The sequence below is a fragment of the Streptomyces avidinii genome (assembly GCF_045161815.1).
Classification (GTDB): Bacteria; Actinomycetota; Actinomycetes; order Streptomycetales; family Streptomycetaceae; genus Streptomyces; species Streptomyces avidinii.
This window is the reverse complement of sequence record NZ_CP108863.1, coordinates 3,405,513-3,420,964: the sequence shown is the minus strand read 5'-3', so window position 1 is coordinate 3,420,964 and position 15,452 is coordinate 3,405,513. Positions and strand designations below refer to the sequence as shown.

The window sequence follows — 15,452 nt, the reverse complement described above, 5'->3', positions numbered from 1 at the left end:
GGACCTGATTGAATCTGCGGCACATGCGCATAGGTACGCGGGGAGCGCCCATGGCCGACAGGCAGCAGACCGATCCGGCTCCGCAGTGGTGGAGCCGGCCCGAGGGGACGGCCGACGACGGCCGCCGCGAAGGCGTTCCCGCGCCGCGGCCCGAAGCAGGGGACGAGCCTGGCGCCGGGAGCGGCGTACCGGTCGAGGACGTGGCCCCTGCCCCGGACGCGGTCCCTGCCCCGGACGCGGGGGAGGCGGCCCGCCCCGTGCGGTACGACCCGTGGGCCGTGGAGCCCCTGCAGGTCGTGGACCGGGGCCGGGAGCCGCGCGGGATCCGGCTGTGGCAGGTGGTGGCCCTCGGCGTCGGGACGGCGCTGTTCGCCGGCGGGATCGGCGGCTACCTCGGTGTGCTCGCCGAGCGGCAGAGCAGCACCCGGCTGGAGTTGCCCCAGGCGGCCGCCGCCGACAAGGGCCGGGCCCCCGAGAGCGTCGCCGGGATCGCCTCCACCGCCCTGCCCGGGGTGGTGACCCTGCACGTGCGGGGCGAGAAGGGCAGCGGTACGGGTACCGGCTTCGTACTCGACCAGCAGGGCCACATCCTGACCAACAACCACGTGGTCGCCGACTCCAAGGAGATAGCGGTCACCTTCAGCACCGGCGAGAGCGTCACCGCCGAGCTGGTCGGCCGCGACTCCGGCTACGACCTGGCCGTGGTCAAGGTCAGCGGGGTGCGCGGGCTCCAGCCGCTGAGCCTGGGGAACTCCGAGAACGTGAAGGTCGGCGACCCGGTGGTGGCCATCGGCGCGCCCTTCGACCTCTCCAACACGGTCACCGCGGGCATCATCAGCGCAACCGGCCGGCCCGTCACGGCGGGCGGCGACAAGGGCGACGGCAGCGACATCAGCTACGTCGACGCGCTGCAGACGGACGCCCCCATCAACCCGGGGAACTCCGGCGGTCCCCTCCTCGACTCCAAGGCCCACGTGGTCGGCATCAACAGCGCGATCCGCGGGGCCGACAAGGACGACCCCACCCGGCAGGGCGGCTCCATCGGCCTCGGCTTCGCCATCCCCATCAACCAGGGCAAGCGCGTCGCCGAGGAGCTCATCCGCACCGGCCGCGCCACGCACCCCGTCATCGGGGTCACCCTCGACATGGACTACACGGGCGACGGAGCCCGGGTCGGGGACAAGGGCGAGGACGGCAAGCCGTCCGTCGTCGCCGGCGGACCGGGCGCGCGCGCCGGGATCAGGGCCGGGGACGTGATCACCAAGGTCGACGGCCAGCGGGTACGCGGCGGTGACGAGCTGATCATCAAGATCCGGGCCCACCGCCCGGGCGACCCGCTGACCCTCACCGTGCTCCGCGACGGCCGCGAAAGCACGCTGAAAGTGGTCCTCGGATCGGCGAACGGCTCATGATCATGCGATGACGGCCGGGTGAAACCGCGGCGGAGGTGGTACGCAGGTATGGGCCCGCGGACAACGGCGGGTACCGTGTGTCGGGGCCCGAAGTGATAGAGAGCGAGGAGCGGCAAGGTGTTCAACGACATAGGCGCACTCGAACTTGTCACGATCGTGGTGCTCGGCATTCTCGTCTTCGGACCGGACAAGCTACCCAAGGTCATTCAGGACGTCACGGGCTTCATCCGGAAGGTCCGCGCGTTCTCGGACAGCGCGAAGCACGACATCCGCTCCGAACTCGGCCCGGAATTCAAGGATTTCGAGTTCGAGGACCTCAATCCGAAGACCTTCATCCGCAAGCAGCTGACCGAGAACGAGGACCTCAAGGAGATCCGCAGCAGCTTCGATCTCCGCAAGGAACTCAACGACGTCTCCGACGCCGTCAAGAGCTCGGCGTCCGAGAGCGATGCGGTCGCCCCGGCCTCCCCGGCGGCGGCCGCCGCCACGCCCGCCGTGACCGGCCCGGACCTGCTGAAGAAGCCCGCCGCACCCGCCGTGGACCAGCGCTCGCGCTTCGACGCCGACGCCACCTGACGCGCGGCCTGCCCGGCGATCCGCGGTCGGATGGCTATCCTCCATCTGTCCGGATCGCAGGACGCCCGAGGGAGGGGGTCCCCCCAGCACAGCGAGGGGGAGGGCCGTTCCGGACCCCACGGAACGAGAGGCCGCCCAGATGGAGACGACGAGCAGCAGCCGGGTAGGGACGCAGACCGCGGAGGCCCTCGCCACCGCCGCACCCGCCCAGGAGCCGGATACCGGCCCACACAGTCATACGCAGCCACAGGAGGCCGCCGCGCCCGTGCCGGCGGCCCGCCGGACGGCCGAAGGGTTCCTGGCCGCCGACTTCCCCTGGTACGGGCTGGACGGGGCCTTCACCGGCCCCCGCTGGCTCATGCAGGTGGCCGTCGCCGCCGACGGCACGGTGGAGCACGGCTCCACCGGCCACGGGGACGAGCCCTCCGCCCGGGGCGAGATCGCCACCGGCGAGAAGGAGCGCTTCGCGGTGGTCATCACCGTGGCGAGCAACCCGCTGCGCCGCAGCGGAGACGGCACCGGCGTGCTGGAGGCCACCTCGGTCGCCTCGGCGGCCTGGCTGGCCGGCTCCGGGCTGCTGGCGTACAGCTGGCCGGGCCAGATGGACCACTCACTGCGCGACGACTGGCTGGACCAGCAGACCGAGGCCGCCTGGGAGCTGGCGGACGACCTGGCCGGTGAGGACTGGTCCACGCTGTCGCTGCCGGTGGACGGGGAGCCGACGCCGTTCCACTACCGCGAGTCGGAGTTCGGGTGGGTGCTGGCCGGGTCCACCGGCAGCGGTGTCCACCTGGGTGCGTACGGCCGCGGCATGAGCGCGTACGGGCTCGGCTTCGCCGCGATCGCGGACCTCGGTTCGTACGAGTGACCAGTGACGAGTGACCCGTAGCGAGTAGCGCGCGGCGACGGGACCGGTACGCGCAAGGGCGCCGCTCGGCGAGCGGCGCCCTTGCGCGTGGTGCGGGTCCGGTCAGAACTTGTTGCGCGGGGTGATGCCCAGGGACATGCCCGACAGGCCGCGCGCACGGCCGCCCAGCTTGCCCGCGATCGCGCGCAGGGCCGCGCCGGCCGGGGAGTCCGGGTCGGACAGGACCACGGGCTTGCCCTCGTCGCCGCCCTCGCGCAGCCGGACGTCGATCGGGATCGAGCCCAGCACGGGCACCGACGCGCCGACCGTCTTGGTCAGGCCGTCGGCGACCTTCTGGCCGCCTCCCGAGCCGAAGACGTCGACCATCTCGTCGCAGTGCGGGCACGGCAGGCCCGACATGTTCTCGACGACGCCGACGATCTTCTGGTGGGTCTGCACGGCGATGGAGCCGGCCCGCTCCGCGACCTCGGCCGCGGCCTGCTGCGGGGTGGTGACGACGAGGATCTCAGCGTTCGGCACGAGCTGGGCCACGGAGATCGCGATGTCACCGGTGCCCGGCGGGAGGTCGAGCAGCAGCACGTCCAGGTCGCCCCAGAACACGTCGGCCAGGAACTGCTGGAGCGCGCGGTGCAGCATGGGCCCGCGCCACACCACGGGTGCGTTGCCCGGGGTGAACATGCCGATGGAGATGACCTTCACGCCGTGCGCCGACGGCGGCATGATCATGTTCTCGACCTGGGTCGGGCGCCCGTCCACACCCAGCATGCGGGGCACGCTGTGGCCGTAGATGTCCGCGTCGACCACGCCGACCTTCAGGCCGTCCGCCGCCATCGCCGCGGCCAGGTTCACCGTGACGGAGGACTTGCCGACGCCGCCCTTGCCGGACGCGACCGCGTACACACGGGTCAGCGAGCCCGGCTTGGCGAAGGGCACCTCGCGCTCGGCGGTGCCGCCGCGCAGCGTGGCCGCCAGGTCCTTGCGCTGCTCGTCGCTCATCACGTCCAGGGTGACGGCGACGGAGGTGACGCCGGCGACCTTCTCGACGGCCTCGGTGACGTTCTTCGTGATGGTCTCGCGCATGGGGCAGCCCGACACCGTGAGGTAGACCGTGACGGCGACCGCGCCGCCCTCGCCGATCTCCACCGATTTGACCATGCCGAGCTCGGTGATCGGCCGGTGGATCTCGGGGTCGTTCACCGTCGCCAGTGCGTCCAGGATCGCGTCCTGCTCAGGCACGGCGGCGGAGCTTGTGTCGGTAGCCATGTACCCGATGGTACGGCTCGGTAGCAGGCCGCAGGTAAGCCTCTCAGCGGTCGCCTTCGTCACGTTCGGCGGGGAATAGACGCCGCTCGTCCATCTCCTTGATCAGGTCCTGGAACTCGGACCTGATCCAGTCGCGCGTGGCGACCTCGCCCAGGCCCATCCGCAGGGCGGCGATCTCCCGGGTCAGGTACTCCGTGTCGGCGATGGACCGCTCGTTCTGCTTGCGGTCCTGCTCGTGGGTGACCCGGTCGCGGTCGTCCTGCCGGTTCTGCGCGAGCAGGATCAGCGGGGCCGCGTAGGAAGCCTGGAGCGACAGCATCAGCGTCAGGAAGATGAACGGGTACGGGTCGAACCGCAGGCCGTCCGGCGCGAAGATGTTCCACAGCACCCAGACGATGATGACCAGGGTCATCCAGACGATGAACCGGCCGGTGCCCAGGAACCGCGCCACCCGCTCCGACAGCCGCCCGAACGCCTCCGGGTCGTACTCGGGCAGCAGCGAGCGGCGCGGTGCGCGCGGCAGGTCCAGGCGCACCCGCGAGCGCGTCAGCGCGCTCGATCCGGTGCCCGACGACTTCCCCGCGCGCTCGGCGGAACGTTCCGCCGCCTCCGCCGCCAGCCCGTGCTCGCGCGCCTGTGCCCGCGCCTGTTCGCGCCGCTCCCGGATCTGCTCGCGGCGACGTTCGCGCGCCTGCTCGCCGCGCCCCCGGTCGAAGCGTCCTCGCTCAGCGGCCACCGACGGCCTCCTCGGAATGGAAGTCCGTCTCCCGCCAGTCGTCCGGCAGCAGGTGGTCCAGCACGTCGTCCACGGTCACCGCGCCCAGCAGCGAGCCGCTCTCGTCGACCACCGGCACCGCCACCATGTTGTAGGCGGCGAGGTGCGTGGTCACCGCGGGCAGCGAGGCGTTCGGCCGCAGCGGCGGCAGGTCCGTGTCGACGATGGAGCTGACCAGCGTGAACGGGGGGTCCCGCAGCAACCGCTGGAAGTGGACCGTGCCCAGGTACTTGCCCGTCGGCGTCTCGTCCGGCGGCCGGCACACGTACACCTGCGCCGCCAGCGCGGGCGACAGGTCCGCCTGCCGTACGCGGGCCAGCGCGTCCGCGACCGTCGCGTCCGGCCGCAGCACGATCGGCTCCGTGGTCATCAGACCGCCGGCGGTGTTCTCCTCGTAGGACAGCAGGCGGCGCACATCGGCCGCGTCGTCGGGCTGCATCAGCGTCAGCAGCCGCTCCTTGTCGTCCTCCGGCAGCTCGGACAGCAGGTCGGCCGCGTCGTCGGGGTCCATCGCCTCCAGGACGTCGGCGGCGCGCTCCTCCTTCAGCTTGCCGAGGATCTCCACCTGCTCGTCCTCGGGCAGCTCCTCCAGCACGTCCGCGAGCCGGTCGTCGTCGAGGGCGTTGGCCACCTCGGCGCGCCGCTTCGGCGTCAGGTGGTGCAGCACGTTCGCGACGTCGGCCGGGCGCATCTGCTCGAAGGTGGCGACCAGGTTCTCGGCGCCCTGGCCGTGCTCCTCCAGCGAGAAGCCCGTCACCGCCGACCACTCCACCGTCAGGGTCTCGCCGCGGCGGCGCAGCGCCCCCGACTTGCCCTTCCGTACGAAGATCCGGTCGATCTCCCAGTCCCTGCGGGCCGGCAGCTGCTGGATGGCCACGTCCAGGACGGTGACCTCCTCGCTGCTCGCGACCAGCGTCACCCGCCGGTCCAGCAGCTCGCCCAGGACCAGGCGTTCGGTGGGGCGCTGCTCGAAGCGCCGCATGTTGACGACACCGGTGGTGATGACCTGACCGGACTCCACGCCGGTGACCCGGGTCATCGGAAGGAAGATCCGCCGCCGGCTGACGACCTCGACCACCAGGCCCAGCAGCCGCGGCGGACGGCCGCCGACCCGGAGCATCGCCACGAGGTCGCGGACCCGGCCGACCTGGTCGCCGTTGGGGTCGAAGACGGGCACACCCGACAGATGCGAAACGAAGATCCGCGGGGCGCCTGCAACCATCCGAGCGCCTCCTAGTGCGTCGATCAAGAGTCGTGCCGCCCCTCAGGCTAGCCCGTGCCGCGGCCAAGCGTCCTGGTGGGGCGGTCCGCCCGGGGGCCGGTGCACACAGGGGCGCGGTCGCGGGGCGAAGCCTACGGCCGGGTACGCTGCCTGCTGCTCGCAGACGACCGACGAGAGGCACCTACCCGTGACCGCCTACTTCCCTGCCGCGCGGCTTCGCCGGGCCGCCTTCATCGGTGCGCTGTGCGCAGGCCTCGCCGTCACCGGTACGGGCTGCGGGGACGATCCCGACGAGGGCACGAACGGCGTCGGCAAACTCTCCGCCGACAAGATCGAGGCGAAGGCGAAGGCGGCCGCGACGGAGGCCGACTCGGTGCACCTGTCCGGCACCCTGGTCAGCGGCGGCAAGTCCTTCACGCTCGACATGCGGCTGAAGGCGGACGGCGGCTCCGGCGAGGTGAAGTCGAAGGACGACACCTTCCAGCTGCTGCGTGTGGGGGAGCAGCTGTACCTGAAGGCGAGCGCGGCGTTCTGGGGCCAGTCCGACTCGGCCGGCAAGCTCGGCGACAAGTACGTGAAGGTGCCCGAGGGCGACCCCTCGTACAAGCAGTTCCGCGGCTTCACCGACATGGACGTGCTGCTGGACGGGCTGCTCGGGCTGGAGGGCAAGCTCTCCAAGGGCTCGTACACCAAGGTCGGGCACACCCGCGCGGTCCAGGTCACCGCGAACGAGGGCAAGGGCGGCAAGCTCTCGGTCTCGCTGGAGGGGACCCCGTACCCGTTGATGATGGAGCGGGCGGGCGGCGCCGGCCGGGTGGAACTCGCGGAGTGGGGCAAAACCTTCCCGCTGGAGGCGCCGGCGCAGGACCAGACGGTCGACTACGGGTCCCAGCTGCCGACGACCAAGGACCAGGGCGGCGACTCCGCTCCCGCCCCCTCCAAGGGCTCCGGCCAGGGCGCGAACCCGACCAAGCCGTAGGGGGTCGGGCACTCAGCCCCGGGCGGCCTTCTTCCGCTTCAGCAGCAGCTTCGGCAGGCCCGTCGGCATGGCCCGGCGGGTCGTCGCCGGGGACGGCAGCGGGGAGGCGACCAGGGAGCCGTCGGGCAGCCGGTCCCGGACCGACTCCGGTTCCAGCCGCAGCAGCCGGCACTCCCGCGCCCACCGCTCGGTCATGTTCTCCGAGTCGGGCGCGTTCAGCCGCTTGCCCTTGAGCTCGGCGACAGCCGCCGCCCACTCCTCGCTGCGGGGCGCGATCTCCCGTACCGTCGCCGTCCAGGCCACCAGCCGGCCGCCCTTGTCCTTGCTCCGTACGGTCACCTCGGCGGTCGCACCGTCCGCCAGCCCCGGGAACGGCTGCTCGCCGGGCCCGTCGCCCAGCACATGGGCCGCGCCCTCCACCCAGGCGTGCCACAGGGCGCGGTCGGCCCCGCCGCCGCGCACCCAGATCAGGCCGGACTTCTTGGTGGCCTCCTCGACGAGGGCCAGATCGAGCGTGCTGAGAGTCATGCCGACAGCGTAGGGGGTCGCTGCCCGCGCGCGAGCGGGCGTCCGGGACGGGCCCGGGTCAGAGCCACCCGTTGCGGCGCAGCGCGCGGTGGATGGTGAAGCAGGAGGCGGCGATCGCGGCCATCACCATCGGATAGCCGTAGCGCCAGTGGAGTTCGGGCATGTGCTCGAAGTTCATGCCGTACACCCCGCAGATCATCGTCGGCACGGCGATGATCGCCGCCCAGGAGGTGATCTTGCGCATGTCCTCGTTCTGGGCGACCGTCGCCTGCGCGAGGTTGGCCTGGAGGATCGAGTTCAGCAGTTCGTCGAAGCCGACCACCTGCTCGTGCACCCGCGCCAGGTGGTCGGCGACGTCCCGGAAGTACTTCTGGATGTCCGGGTCCACCAGCCGCATCGGCCGCTCGCTCAGCAGCTCCATCGGCCGCAGCAGCGGCGAGACCGCCCGCTTGAACTCCAGGACCTCGCGCTTGAGCTGGTAGATGCGGCCCGCGTCGCCGCCGCGCGCACTGCCCTTGGCGGGCGCCGCGAACACCTCGCTCTCCACCTCGTCGATGTCGTCCTGCACTGCCGAGGCGACCGCGATGTAGCCGTCGACGACGTGGTCGGCGAGGGAGTGCAGGACCGCCGAGGGGCCCTTCGCGAGGAGGTCCGGGTCGTCCTGGAGGCGGTGGCGCAGCCCCTTGAGGGACCCCTGCCCGCCGTGCCGGACGGTGATGACGAAGTCGGGGCCGGTGAAGCACATCACCTCGCCGGTCTCCACCACCTCGCTGGTGGCGGTCAGTTCGGCGTGGTCGACGTAGTGGATCGTCTTGAAGACGGTGAAGAGGGTGTCGTCGTAGCGCTCCAGCTTCGGCCGCTGGTGCGCGTGCACCGCGTCCTCCACGGCCAGCGGGTGCAGCCCGAAGGTGGCGGCGATGCCCGCGAACTCGGCCTCGGTCGGCTCGTGCAGGCCGATCCAGGCGAATCCGCCGTCCTCGCGGACCCGGCGGATCGCCTCACGGGGCGTCAGACACGCCGGACCCAGCACCCGCCGCCCGCCCCGGTAGACGGCGCAGTCGACCACCGCGCTGCTCGCCGACGGGTCGCGTGTGGTGTCGTATCCGGGCTGTACGGGGGTGGCCCTGCGCAGGGACGGACGAACGGCCGCACGCAGGTAGGGCAGCATCGACATGGCAGGCTCCTTCTCGCGCACGGCTGCGGACCGTACGGGTGGGAGACCCTCCACCGCGGGCGGGCAGGCCCAGGCGGGGGGAGGGAACAGGACGGGAGGACAACGTTCTGCCGTCGCTCTTCTACTGATCAGCGGATCAGGGGGATCGAGCGGATCAAAGGGGGCGGGATGCGCCCGTCACAGAAGTGGAAGAGCGATTGGTACTGCACGATCGACTTCGATCCACCGCAGCCCCACCTCCTCCGGCCGGTCCCCCGTGAGGGACGTCCTGTATCCGGGGCGCTGAGACACCGCTTCTGCGTGCGGCCCCGAACAGCTGTCAACACTATCAGCCGACGGATGGTCAAGACCCGCCCTTTACCCGGCTGATACGAGTTCTATGCTCGCTTCATGGCAGAAATTCTGGCTCTTGTGGAGGCCCGGCTGCGGACGGCGTTCGGTGAACCCGATGCACGAGCCGCCGTCACCTTCCTGGGCACCGACCGCATCGAGGTACTCCGTTTCGCCGAGGGCGACCTCGTGCGGTACGCGACCCTGGGCATGTCCGCGCATCCGATGACCGATCCGACCGCCGTGGTCACCGACCCCGTACGGGGCCCGCGCGCCGAGTTGGTGCTGACCGTACGGGCCGGGTCGGCGGCCACCGACAAACTCCTGCGGCCGCTCGCGGTGCTGGCCGCGTCCCCCCAGGTCGAGGGCCTGGTCGTGGCCCCCGGCGCCTCGCTGGACGTGGGTGAGCCGCTCTGGGACGGGGCCCCCTTCAGCTCGGTGCTCGTGGCGGAACCGGGCGGTCTGGTCGAGGACCTGGAGCTGGAGGAGCCCATGGACCCGGTGCACTTCCTGCCCCTGCTGCCGATGACGGCGAACGAGGCGGCCTGGAAGCGCGTGCACGGGGCCGCCGCCCTCCAGGAGCGCTGGCTCGCGCGCGGGACGGACCTGAGAGACCCTTTGCGTACCGCTGTCGCACTGGACTGACAGCCCGGACGGGTGAGCGTGCCTTGACGGGGGGCCGGGCGGGGAGGAGCGTGGCTTCCTATGAGGGGTGAACCAAGTTGCCCGAAGTGCGGCGGCCGGGTCAGGGCGCCCGGACTCTTTTCCGACTCCTGGCAGTGCGTGGCGCACGGCGCCGTCCATCCCCTGCAACCCGTCATCCCGCCGAGCGTCGAAGGCCTGAGCGTGGTGGCGCACCGGGCCCGGGTGCCCGTGTGGATGCCGTGGCCGCTGCCGGTGGGGTGGCTGTTCACGGGGGTCGCGTCCGCCGGTGACGACCGCAGCGGTGGCCGGGCGACGGCGGTGGCCTGTTCCGGCCCCGGCCCGCTGGGCGGCATCGGCGAGCTGCTGCTGATCGCGGAGGAACTGGGCGTGGGCCTCGGCGCGCGCTACGCGGGCATCGACGGCCCCGACCCCGGCTCGTCCATCGACGTGTCGGCGCCGCCCCACACCAAGGTGGTCGCCGCCGGCCGGCCGACACCGCTGTGGCACGTGAACGGCGGCCCCGACGACCGGGCAGTCTTCGCCGGTGAGGCGCGCGGCCTGTGGCTATGGGCGATCGTCTGGCCGGAACAGTCCGGCCTGCTGATGTACGACGAGCTCGTCCTCACCGACCTGCGCGACGCGGGCGCCGAGGTCGAGCTCCTTCCGTGCGGGGCCCTGAGCCCGCGCATCCTGGGCCCTGCCTGAGGGACCCCTTCGCCCGGTTATCCTGGAGTGTCCCCCGTTCGTGCGACCCATGGAGCCAGGCTGTGCGCATCGACCTGCACACCCACTCCACGGCCTCCGACGGTACGGACACCCCCGCCGAGCTGGTGCGCAATGCCGCCGATGCCGGGCTGGACGTGGTGGCGCTGACCGACCACGACACCGTGCGCGGACACGGCGAGGCCCTCGCGGCCCTGCCCGCCGGGCTGACGCTGGTGACCGGGGCCGAGCTCTCCTGCCGTCTCGACGGGGTCGGCGTGCACATGCTCGCGTACCTCTTCGACCCCGAGGAGCCCGAGTTCGCCCGCGAGCGGGAGCTCGTCCGCGACGACCGCACCCCGCGCGCCCGGACCATGGTCGGCAAGCTCCGGGGCCTCGGCGTCGACGTCACCTGGGAGCAGGTGGCCCGGATCGCCGGTGACGGCTCGGTCGGGCGGCCGCACATCGCCACCGCCCTCGTCGAACTGGGCGTCGTACGCACCGTCTCGGACGCCTTCACGCCGGACTGGCTGGCCGACGGCGGCCGCGCGTACGCCGAGAAGCACGAGCTCGACCCCTTCGAGGCCGTACGCCTGGTCAAGGCGGCCGGTGGCGTCACCGTCCTTGCCCACCCCGCCGCCGTCAAGCGCGGCCGCTGCGTGTCCGAGTCGGCGCTGGCCGACCTGGCCGGCGCCGGTCTGGACGGCATCGAGGTGGACCACATGGACCACGACACCGATACCCGCGCGCGGCTGCGCGGCCTGGCGGCCGAGCTCGGCCTGCTGACCACCGGGTCCAGCGACTACCACGGCAGCCGCAAGACCTGCCGCCTCGGAGAGTTCACGACCGACCCCGAGATCTACGGCGAGATCACGCGCCGGGCCACCGGGGCCTTCCCGGTGCCGGGTGCCGGCGGACGCGAGCGCTGATCGGCCGGATCGGCCCGCTCCACCCGTCCCCCCTTCTTTTCTTCGCGACACCCCTCTCTCCTGCAAGGCATCCCTGTGTTTGATTTCGCCGTCTTCGGATCCCTTTTTCTTACGCTTTTTGTGATTATGGACCCCCCGGGGATCACGCCGATCTTCCTCGCCCTGACCTCCGGCCGCCCCGTCAAGGTGCAGCGCCGCATGGCCTGGCAGGCCGTTTGCGTGGCCTTCGGTGTCATCGCCGTCTTCGGTCTCTGCGGCCAGCAGATCCTGGACTACCTGCACGTCTCCGTCCCGGCGCTGATGATCGCCGGTGGCCTGCTGCTCCTGCTCATCGCGCTGGACCTGCTCACCGGCAAGACCGACGAGCCGAAGCAGACCAAGGACGTGAACGTCGCCCTGGTGCCACTGGGCATGCCGCTGCTGGCCGGGCCCGGTGCGATCGTGTCCGTCATCCTGGCCGTGCAGAAGGCGGACGGCGCCGCCGGACAGGTCTCGGTCTGGGCCGCGATCGCCGCCATGCACGTCGTGCTGTGGATCACGATGCGCTACTCGCTCGTGATCATCCGGGTCATCAAGGACGGCGGCGTCGTCCTCGTCACCCGGCTCGCGGGCATGATGCTCTCGGCCATCGCCGTCCAGCAGATCATCAACGGCGTGCTCCAGGTCGTCCGGGGCGGCTGAGGTCCCGACCGCTCATGCGAACGCCCCCGCACCGGGATCGGTGCGGGGGCGCGAACGTTTTTCGTGCGGTGCGTCAGCAGGACGCACTCTCGGCCGGTCGGATCAGGATGCGCTGGCCGACGGCTGCGGCCTGCTGCACGATCCGGTTGACGGAGGCCGCGTCGACGACGGTGCTGTCCACGGCGGACCCGTCGACGTCGTCCAGGCGCAGAATCTCGAAGCGCATGGGGCTTCTCCCTTCGTCAGTGTTTCTCCTTGCACTGGGTCAACGAAGTGTAGGCCGCAATCATTCCCTACGCTAAGGAAATTTTTTGACTACCTAACTACACGCTCGTGCAGGAGTCCCAGAACGAGGCCAGCGCACGGGCCGTCGTGGCCGGATCCTCGGCGTTCGGGGAGTGGTCCGTCCCCGGCACGATCACCCGCCGCGCCCCCAGCCGCCGTGCCGTCTCGTCCAGCAGCGGTACCGGCCAGGCCTGGTCCGTGGCCCCGGACAGCACCAGCTTCGGCAGGTCGACCCGGCTCAGCTCCGCGATCCGGTCGGGCTCGCAGATCAGCGTCCGGCCGGTGGCGATCAGCTGCTCGGGGACGGTGGCCAGCCACCGCTCGCGCAGGAAGTGCGCGAGCTCGGGGGAGTCCGCCGCCGCGTCCTCGGGATCGTGGGCCCGCATCGCCGCCCAGATCCCGGGCATGTCGTCGCCCATCGCCTCCAGCGCGGCCACCAGCAGCTTCGTCCGGGCCTGCTGCTCCTCGGAGATCGCGGCCGGCCCGCTGCTCATCAGGGTCAGCGAGGCGAACGGCGAGGGATCGCGCAGCACGGCGGCGCGCGAGATCAGCCCGCCCAGCGAGTGGCCGACCAGGTGCACGCGGTCCCCGCCCAGCGCGCGGACCTGCGCGAGGACGTCCCGCGCCAGCTCCTCCAGAGCGTACGGGGCCTCCTCGCGCGGGCCCGGGGTCTGGTACTGGCCGCGGCCGTCCACGGCGACGACCCGGTACCCGGCGGCGGCCAGCGGCTCCAGGAGACCGATGAAGTCCTCCTTGCTGCCCGTGAAGCCGGGGACCAGCAGGGCGGTGCCCCGGACGGGCTCACCGGCTTCGTGCACGGCGAAGGGGCCGCGGTCGGTGTCGAGGAGGTACGCGCGGGCGGCGGCGGGCGGGGTCAGGCGCGGCGGCTTGCTCATGGCCCGAGGTTACCGGCCCGTACGGAGCAGGGCACGGCCCGGGCAGGCCGATGGCCCCGGCCCCCTGGGAAGGGGACCGGGGCCATCGGCTCGGTACTGCGTGAGGCCTACGCCTCGGGCGCGGCGGCCGCGACCTTGCGGGTGCGGGTCCGCTTCGGCTTGACCGGCGCCTCCTCGGCCACGGTGGCGGCCTCGGCGACCGCAGCGGCCTCCGGGGCGGCCGCTGCGACCTTGCGGGTGCGGGTCCGCTTCGGCTTGACCGCAGCCTCCTCCGCGACCGCGACGGCCTCGGCGACGACCGGAGCGGCCTCCGCGACCTTGCGGGTGCGGGTGCGCTTCGGCTTGACCGGAGCCTCCTCGACCGCGACCTCGGCGACCGGGGCCACCGCTACGGGCGCGACGGTCGGGGCGGCCTTGCGGGTGGGCGTGCGCCGGGCCCTGACGGGCTCGACCAGCGGCGGCATCTGGAAGTCCGGCTCCGGGGCGGTCTCGACGACCTTGCGGGTACGGACGCGCTTCGGCCTGGCCGGAGCCTCCTCGGCCACCGGGGCGGCCTCGGTGACCGCGGCCGGAGCCTCGGCGACCGGCGCGGCCACGGGGGTCTGCGTCGGCACCGCAGCCACGCGGGTGCGGCGGCGGCGCGGACGGCGCGGCTCGTCGACGGCCGGGGCCGCGGGGGCCTCGGGAGCCTGGACCGGGGTCACCGCGGCGGTGGCCTCGGCGGCCTCGGCGCCCTCGGCGAGCTCCGCCCCGCCCCGCGTACGGCGGCGCTGGCGCGGCGTACGGGTACGGGCCGGACGCTCCTCGGTCACCACGGCGGCAGCCGCCGGACCGGAGCGGCCGCCACGGCCACCGCGGCCGCCGGTCTCGCCCAGGTCCTCCAGGTTCTCGGCCTTCAGGCCGGCCCGCGTGCGCTCGGCGCGCGGCAGGATGCCCTTGGTGCCGGCCGGGATGTTCATCTGCTCGAACAGGTGCGGCGACGTGGAGTACGTCTCGACCGGGTCGTGGAAGTCCAGCTCCAGCGCCTTGTTGATCAGCTGCCAGCGCGGGATGTCGTCCCAGTCGACCAGGGTGACGGCGATGCCCTTGTTGCCCGCGCGGCCGGTGCGGCCCACCCGGTGCAGGAAGGTCTTCTCGTCCTCCGGCGTCTGGTAGTTGATGACGTGGGTCACACCCTCGACATCGATACCGCGCGCGGCGACGTCCGTGCACACCAGCACGTCGACCTTGCCGTTGCGGAACGCGCGCAGCGCCTGCTCGCGCGCACCCTGGCCCAGGTCGCCGTGGACGGCGCCCGAGGCGAAGCCGCGCTTCTCCAGCTGCTCGGCGATGTCGGCCGCCGTGCGCTTGGTACGGCAGAAGATCATGGCCAGGCCGCGGCCCTCGGCCTGCAGGATGCGGGAGACGAGCTCCGGCTTGTCCATGTTGTGCGCACGGAAGACGTGCTGCGTGGTGTTGGCGACGGTCGCGCCCTCGCCGTCCTCGGAGACGGCGCGGATGTGGGTCGGCTGCGTCATGTAGCGGCGGGCCAGGCCGATGACCGCACCCGGCATGGTCGCCGAGAACAGCATCGTCTGACGCTTCGCGGGCAGGTAGGCCATGATCTTCTCGACGTCGGGCAGGAAGCCCAGGTCGAGCATCTCGTCGGCCTCGTCCAGGACGAGGGCCTTGACGTGCGAGAGGTCGAGCTTCTTCTGCCCGGCCAGGTCGAGCAGGCGGCCCGGGGTGCCGACGATGATGTCGACGCCCTTCTTGAGCGCCTCGACCTGGGGCTCGTACGCGCGGCCGCCGTATATGGCGAGGACGCGGACGTTGCGGACCTTGCCCGCGGTCAGGAGGTCGTTGGTGACCTGGGTGCACAGCTCGCGGGTCGGAACCACCACGAGGGCCTGCGGGGCGTCGGTCAGCTGCGCGGGGGTGGCGCGGCCGGCCTCGACGTCCGCCGGGACGACGACCCGCTCCAGCAGGGGAAGGCCGAAACCGAGCGTCTTGCCGGTGCCGGTCTTGGCCTGGCCGATGACGTCCGTGCCGGAGAGGGCGACGGGGAGGGTCATCTCCTGGATCGGGAAGGGGGACACAATGCCGACGGCCTCAAGGGCTTCGGCCGTCTCGGGAAAGACCCCGAGGTCTCGGAACGTAGTCAGGGTGCTGCCTCTTCTGTGAGACGCGGCGCGAGGCGGCGAGGGG

Annotated in this window: 16 protein-coding genes; 8 read left to right on the top strand and 8 right to left on the bottom strand. The window is 72.1% G+C overall.

Features of this window, described 5'->3' with window-relative positions; genetic code table 11:
- Nucleotides 1-50: 50 nt before the first annotated feature.
- The 3 genes from OG373_RS14815 (at nt 51) to OG373_RS14805 (ending at nt 2,856) form a co-directional block, all read left to right on the top strand.
- Nucleotides 51-1,412 (top strand): S1C family serine protease, encoded by a 1,362-nt coding sequence (locus tag OG373_RS14815; RefSeq protein WP_405438734.1) that lies wholly within the window; start codon nt 51-53, stop codon nt 1,410-1,412.
- 117 nt (nt 1,413-1,529) lie between these two features.
- Nucleotides 1,530-1,988 (top strand): sec-independent translocase, encoded by a 459-nt coding sequence (locus OG373_RS14810; protein ID WP_405438733.1) that lies wholly within the window; start codon nt 1,530-1,532, stop codon nt 1,986-1,988.
- Between the two features lie 139 nt (nt 1,989-2,127).
- Nucleotides 2,128-2,856, top strand: a complete 729-nt coding sequence (locus tag OG373_RS14805) for a hypothetical protein (protein WP_397729214.1) — start codon at nt 2,128-2,130, stop codon at nt 2,854-2,856.
- A 102-nt stretch (nt 2,857-2,958) separates the two neighbouring features.
- On the opposite strand, the gene OG373_RS14800 is transcribed toward OG373_RS14805, so the two are convergent.
- The 3 genes from OG373_RS14800 to OG373_RS14790 form a co-directional block, all read right to left on the bottom strand.
- On the bottom strand, nt 2,959-4,119 hold the full coding sequence (locus tag OG373_RS14800) for an Mrp/NBP35 family ATP-binding protein (protein ID WP_397729213.1): 1,161 nt from the start codon (nt 4,117-4,119) through the stop codon (nt 2,959-2,961).
- A gap of 43 nt (nt 4,120-4,162) precedes the next feature.
- Nucleotides 4,163-4,738 (bottom strand): DUF1003 domain-containing protein, encoded by a 576-nt coding sequence (locus OG373_RS14795; RefSeq protein WP_397729398.1) that lies wholly within the window; start codon nt 4,736-4,738, stop codon nt 4,163-4,165.
- A gap of 106 nt (nt 4,739-4,844) precedes the next feature.
- Nucleotides 4,845-6,116 carry a magnesium transporter MgtE N-terminal domain-containing protein gene (locus OG373_RS14790; protein ID WP_405438732.1) on the bottom strand — a complete coding sequence of 424 codons (1,272 nt, stop codon included), beginning with the start codon at nt 6,114-6,116 and terminating at the stop codon, nt 4,845-4,847.
- Between the two features lie 187 nt (nt 6,117-6,303).
- Between OG373_RS14790 and OG373_RS14785 the strand changes: the two genes are divergently transcribed.
- The gene (locus OG373_RS14785; RefSeq protein ID WP_397729211.1) at nt 6,304-7,095 is read left to right on the top strand and encodes a hypothetical protein; all 792 of its coding nucleotides are present in this window, start codon (nt 6,304-6,306) and stop codon (nt 7,093-7,095) included.
- Between the two features lie 12 nt (nt 7,096-7,107).
- On the opposite strand, the gene OG373_RS14780 is transcribed toward OG373_RS14785, so the two are convergent.
- Nucleotides 7,108-7,623, bottom strand: a complete 516-nt coding sequence (locus tag OG373_RS14780; RefSeq protein WP_405438730.1) for a hypothetical protein — start codon at nt 7,621-7,623, stop codon at nt 7,108-7,110.
- 58 nt (nt 7,624-7,681) lie between these two features.
- On the bottom strand, nt 7,682-8,797 hold the full coding sequence (locus tag OG373_RS14775) for a magnesium and cobalt transport protein CorA (protein ID WP_397729209.1): 1,116 nt from the start codon (nt 8,795-8,797) through the stop codon (nt 7,682-7,684).
- Between the two features lie 390 nt (nt 8,798-9,187).
- On the opposite strand from OG373_RS14775, the gene OG373_RS14770 reads away from it, so the two are divergent.
- The 4 genes from OG373_RS14770 to OG373_RS14755 all read left to right on the top strand — a co-directional run bounded on the left by OG373_RS14770 (nt 9,188) and on the right by OG373_RS14755 (nt 12,084).
- On the top strand, nt 9,188-9,772 hold the full coding sequence (locus OG373_RS14770; RefSeq protein ID WP_405438728.1) for a suppressor of fused domain protein: 585 nt from the start codon (nt 9,188-9,190) through the stop codon (nt 9,770-9,772).
- A 60-nt stretch (nt 9,773-9,832) separates the two neighbouring features.
- A complete protein-coding gene (locus OG373_RS14765) occupies nt 9,833-10,477 on the top strand; it encodes a DUF6758 family protein (protein WP_397729207.1) in 645 nt (214 codons plus the stop codon).
- Between the two features lie 62 nt (nt 10,478-10,539).
- On the top strand, nt 10,540-11,403 hold the full coding sequence (locus OG373_RS14760; RefSeq protein ID WP_405438726.1) for a PHP domain-containing protein: 864 nt from the start codon (nt 10,540-10,542) through the stop codon (nt 11,401-11,403).
- Between the two features lie 75 nt (nt 11,404-11,478).
- Nucleotides 11,479-12,084, top strand: coding sequence for a MarC family protein (locus OG373_RS14755; protein ID WP_397729205.1), 606 nt, complete (start codon nt 11,479-11,481; stop codon nt 12,082-12,084).
- Between the two features lie 73 nt (nt 12,085-12,157).
- Here the strand turns inward: OG373_RS14755 and OG373_RS14750 are convergent, their stop codons facing one another.
- The 3 genes from OG373_RS14750 to OG373_RS14740 all read right to left on the bottom strand — a co-directional run bounded on the left by OG373_RS14750 (nt 12,158) and on the right by OG373_RS14740 (nt 15,319).
- The gene (locus tag OG373_RS14750; RefSeq protein ID WP_167745535.1) at nt 12,158-12,310 is read right to left on the bottom strand and encodes a hypothetical protein; all 153 of its coding nucleotides are present in this window, start codon (nt 12,308-12,310) and stop codon (nt 12,158-12,160) included.
- A gap of 97 nt (nt 12,311-12,407) precedes the next feature.
- A complete protein-coding gene (locus OG373_RS14745; protein ID WP_405438724.1) occupies nt 12,408-13,265 on the bottom strand; it encodes an alpha/beta fold hydrolase in 858 nt (285 codons plus the stop codon).
- Nucleotides 13,266-13,372: 107 nt separating this feature from the next.
- Nucleotides 13,373-15,319: a DEAD/DEAH box helicase gene (locus OG373_RS14740; protein ID WP_405438722.1), complete on the bottom strand. Its 1,947-nt coding sequence runs from the start codon at nt 15,317-15,319 to the stop codon at nt 13,373-13,375.
- Nucleotides 15,320-15,452 lie beyond the last annotated feature (133 nt).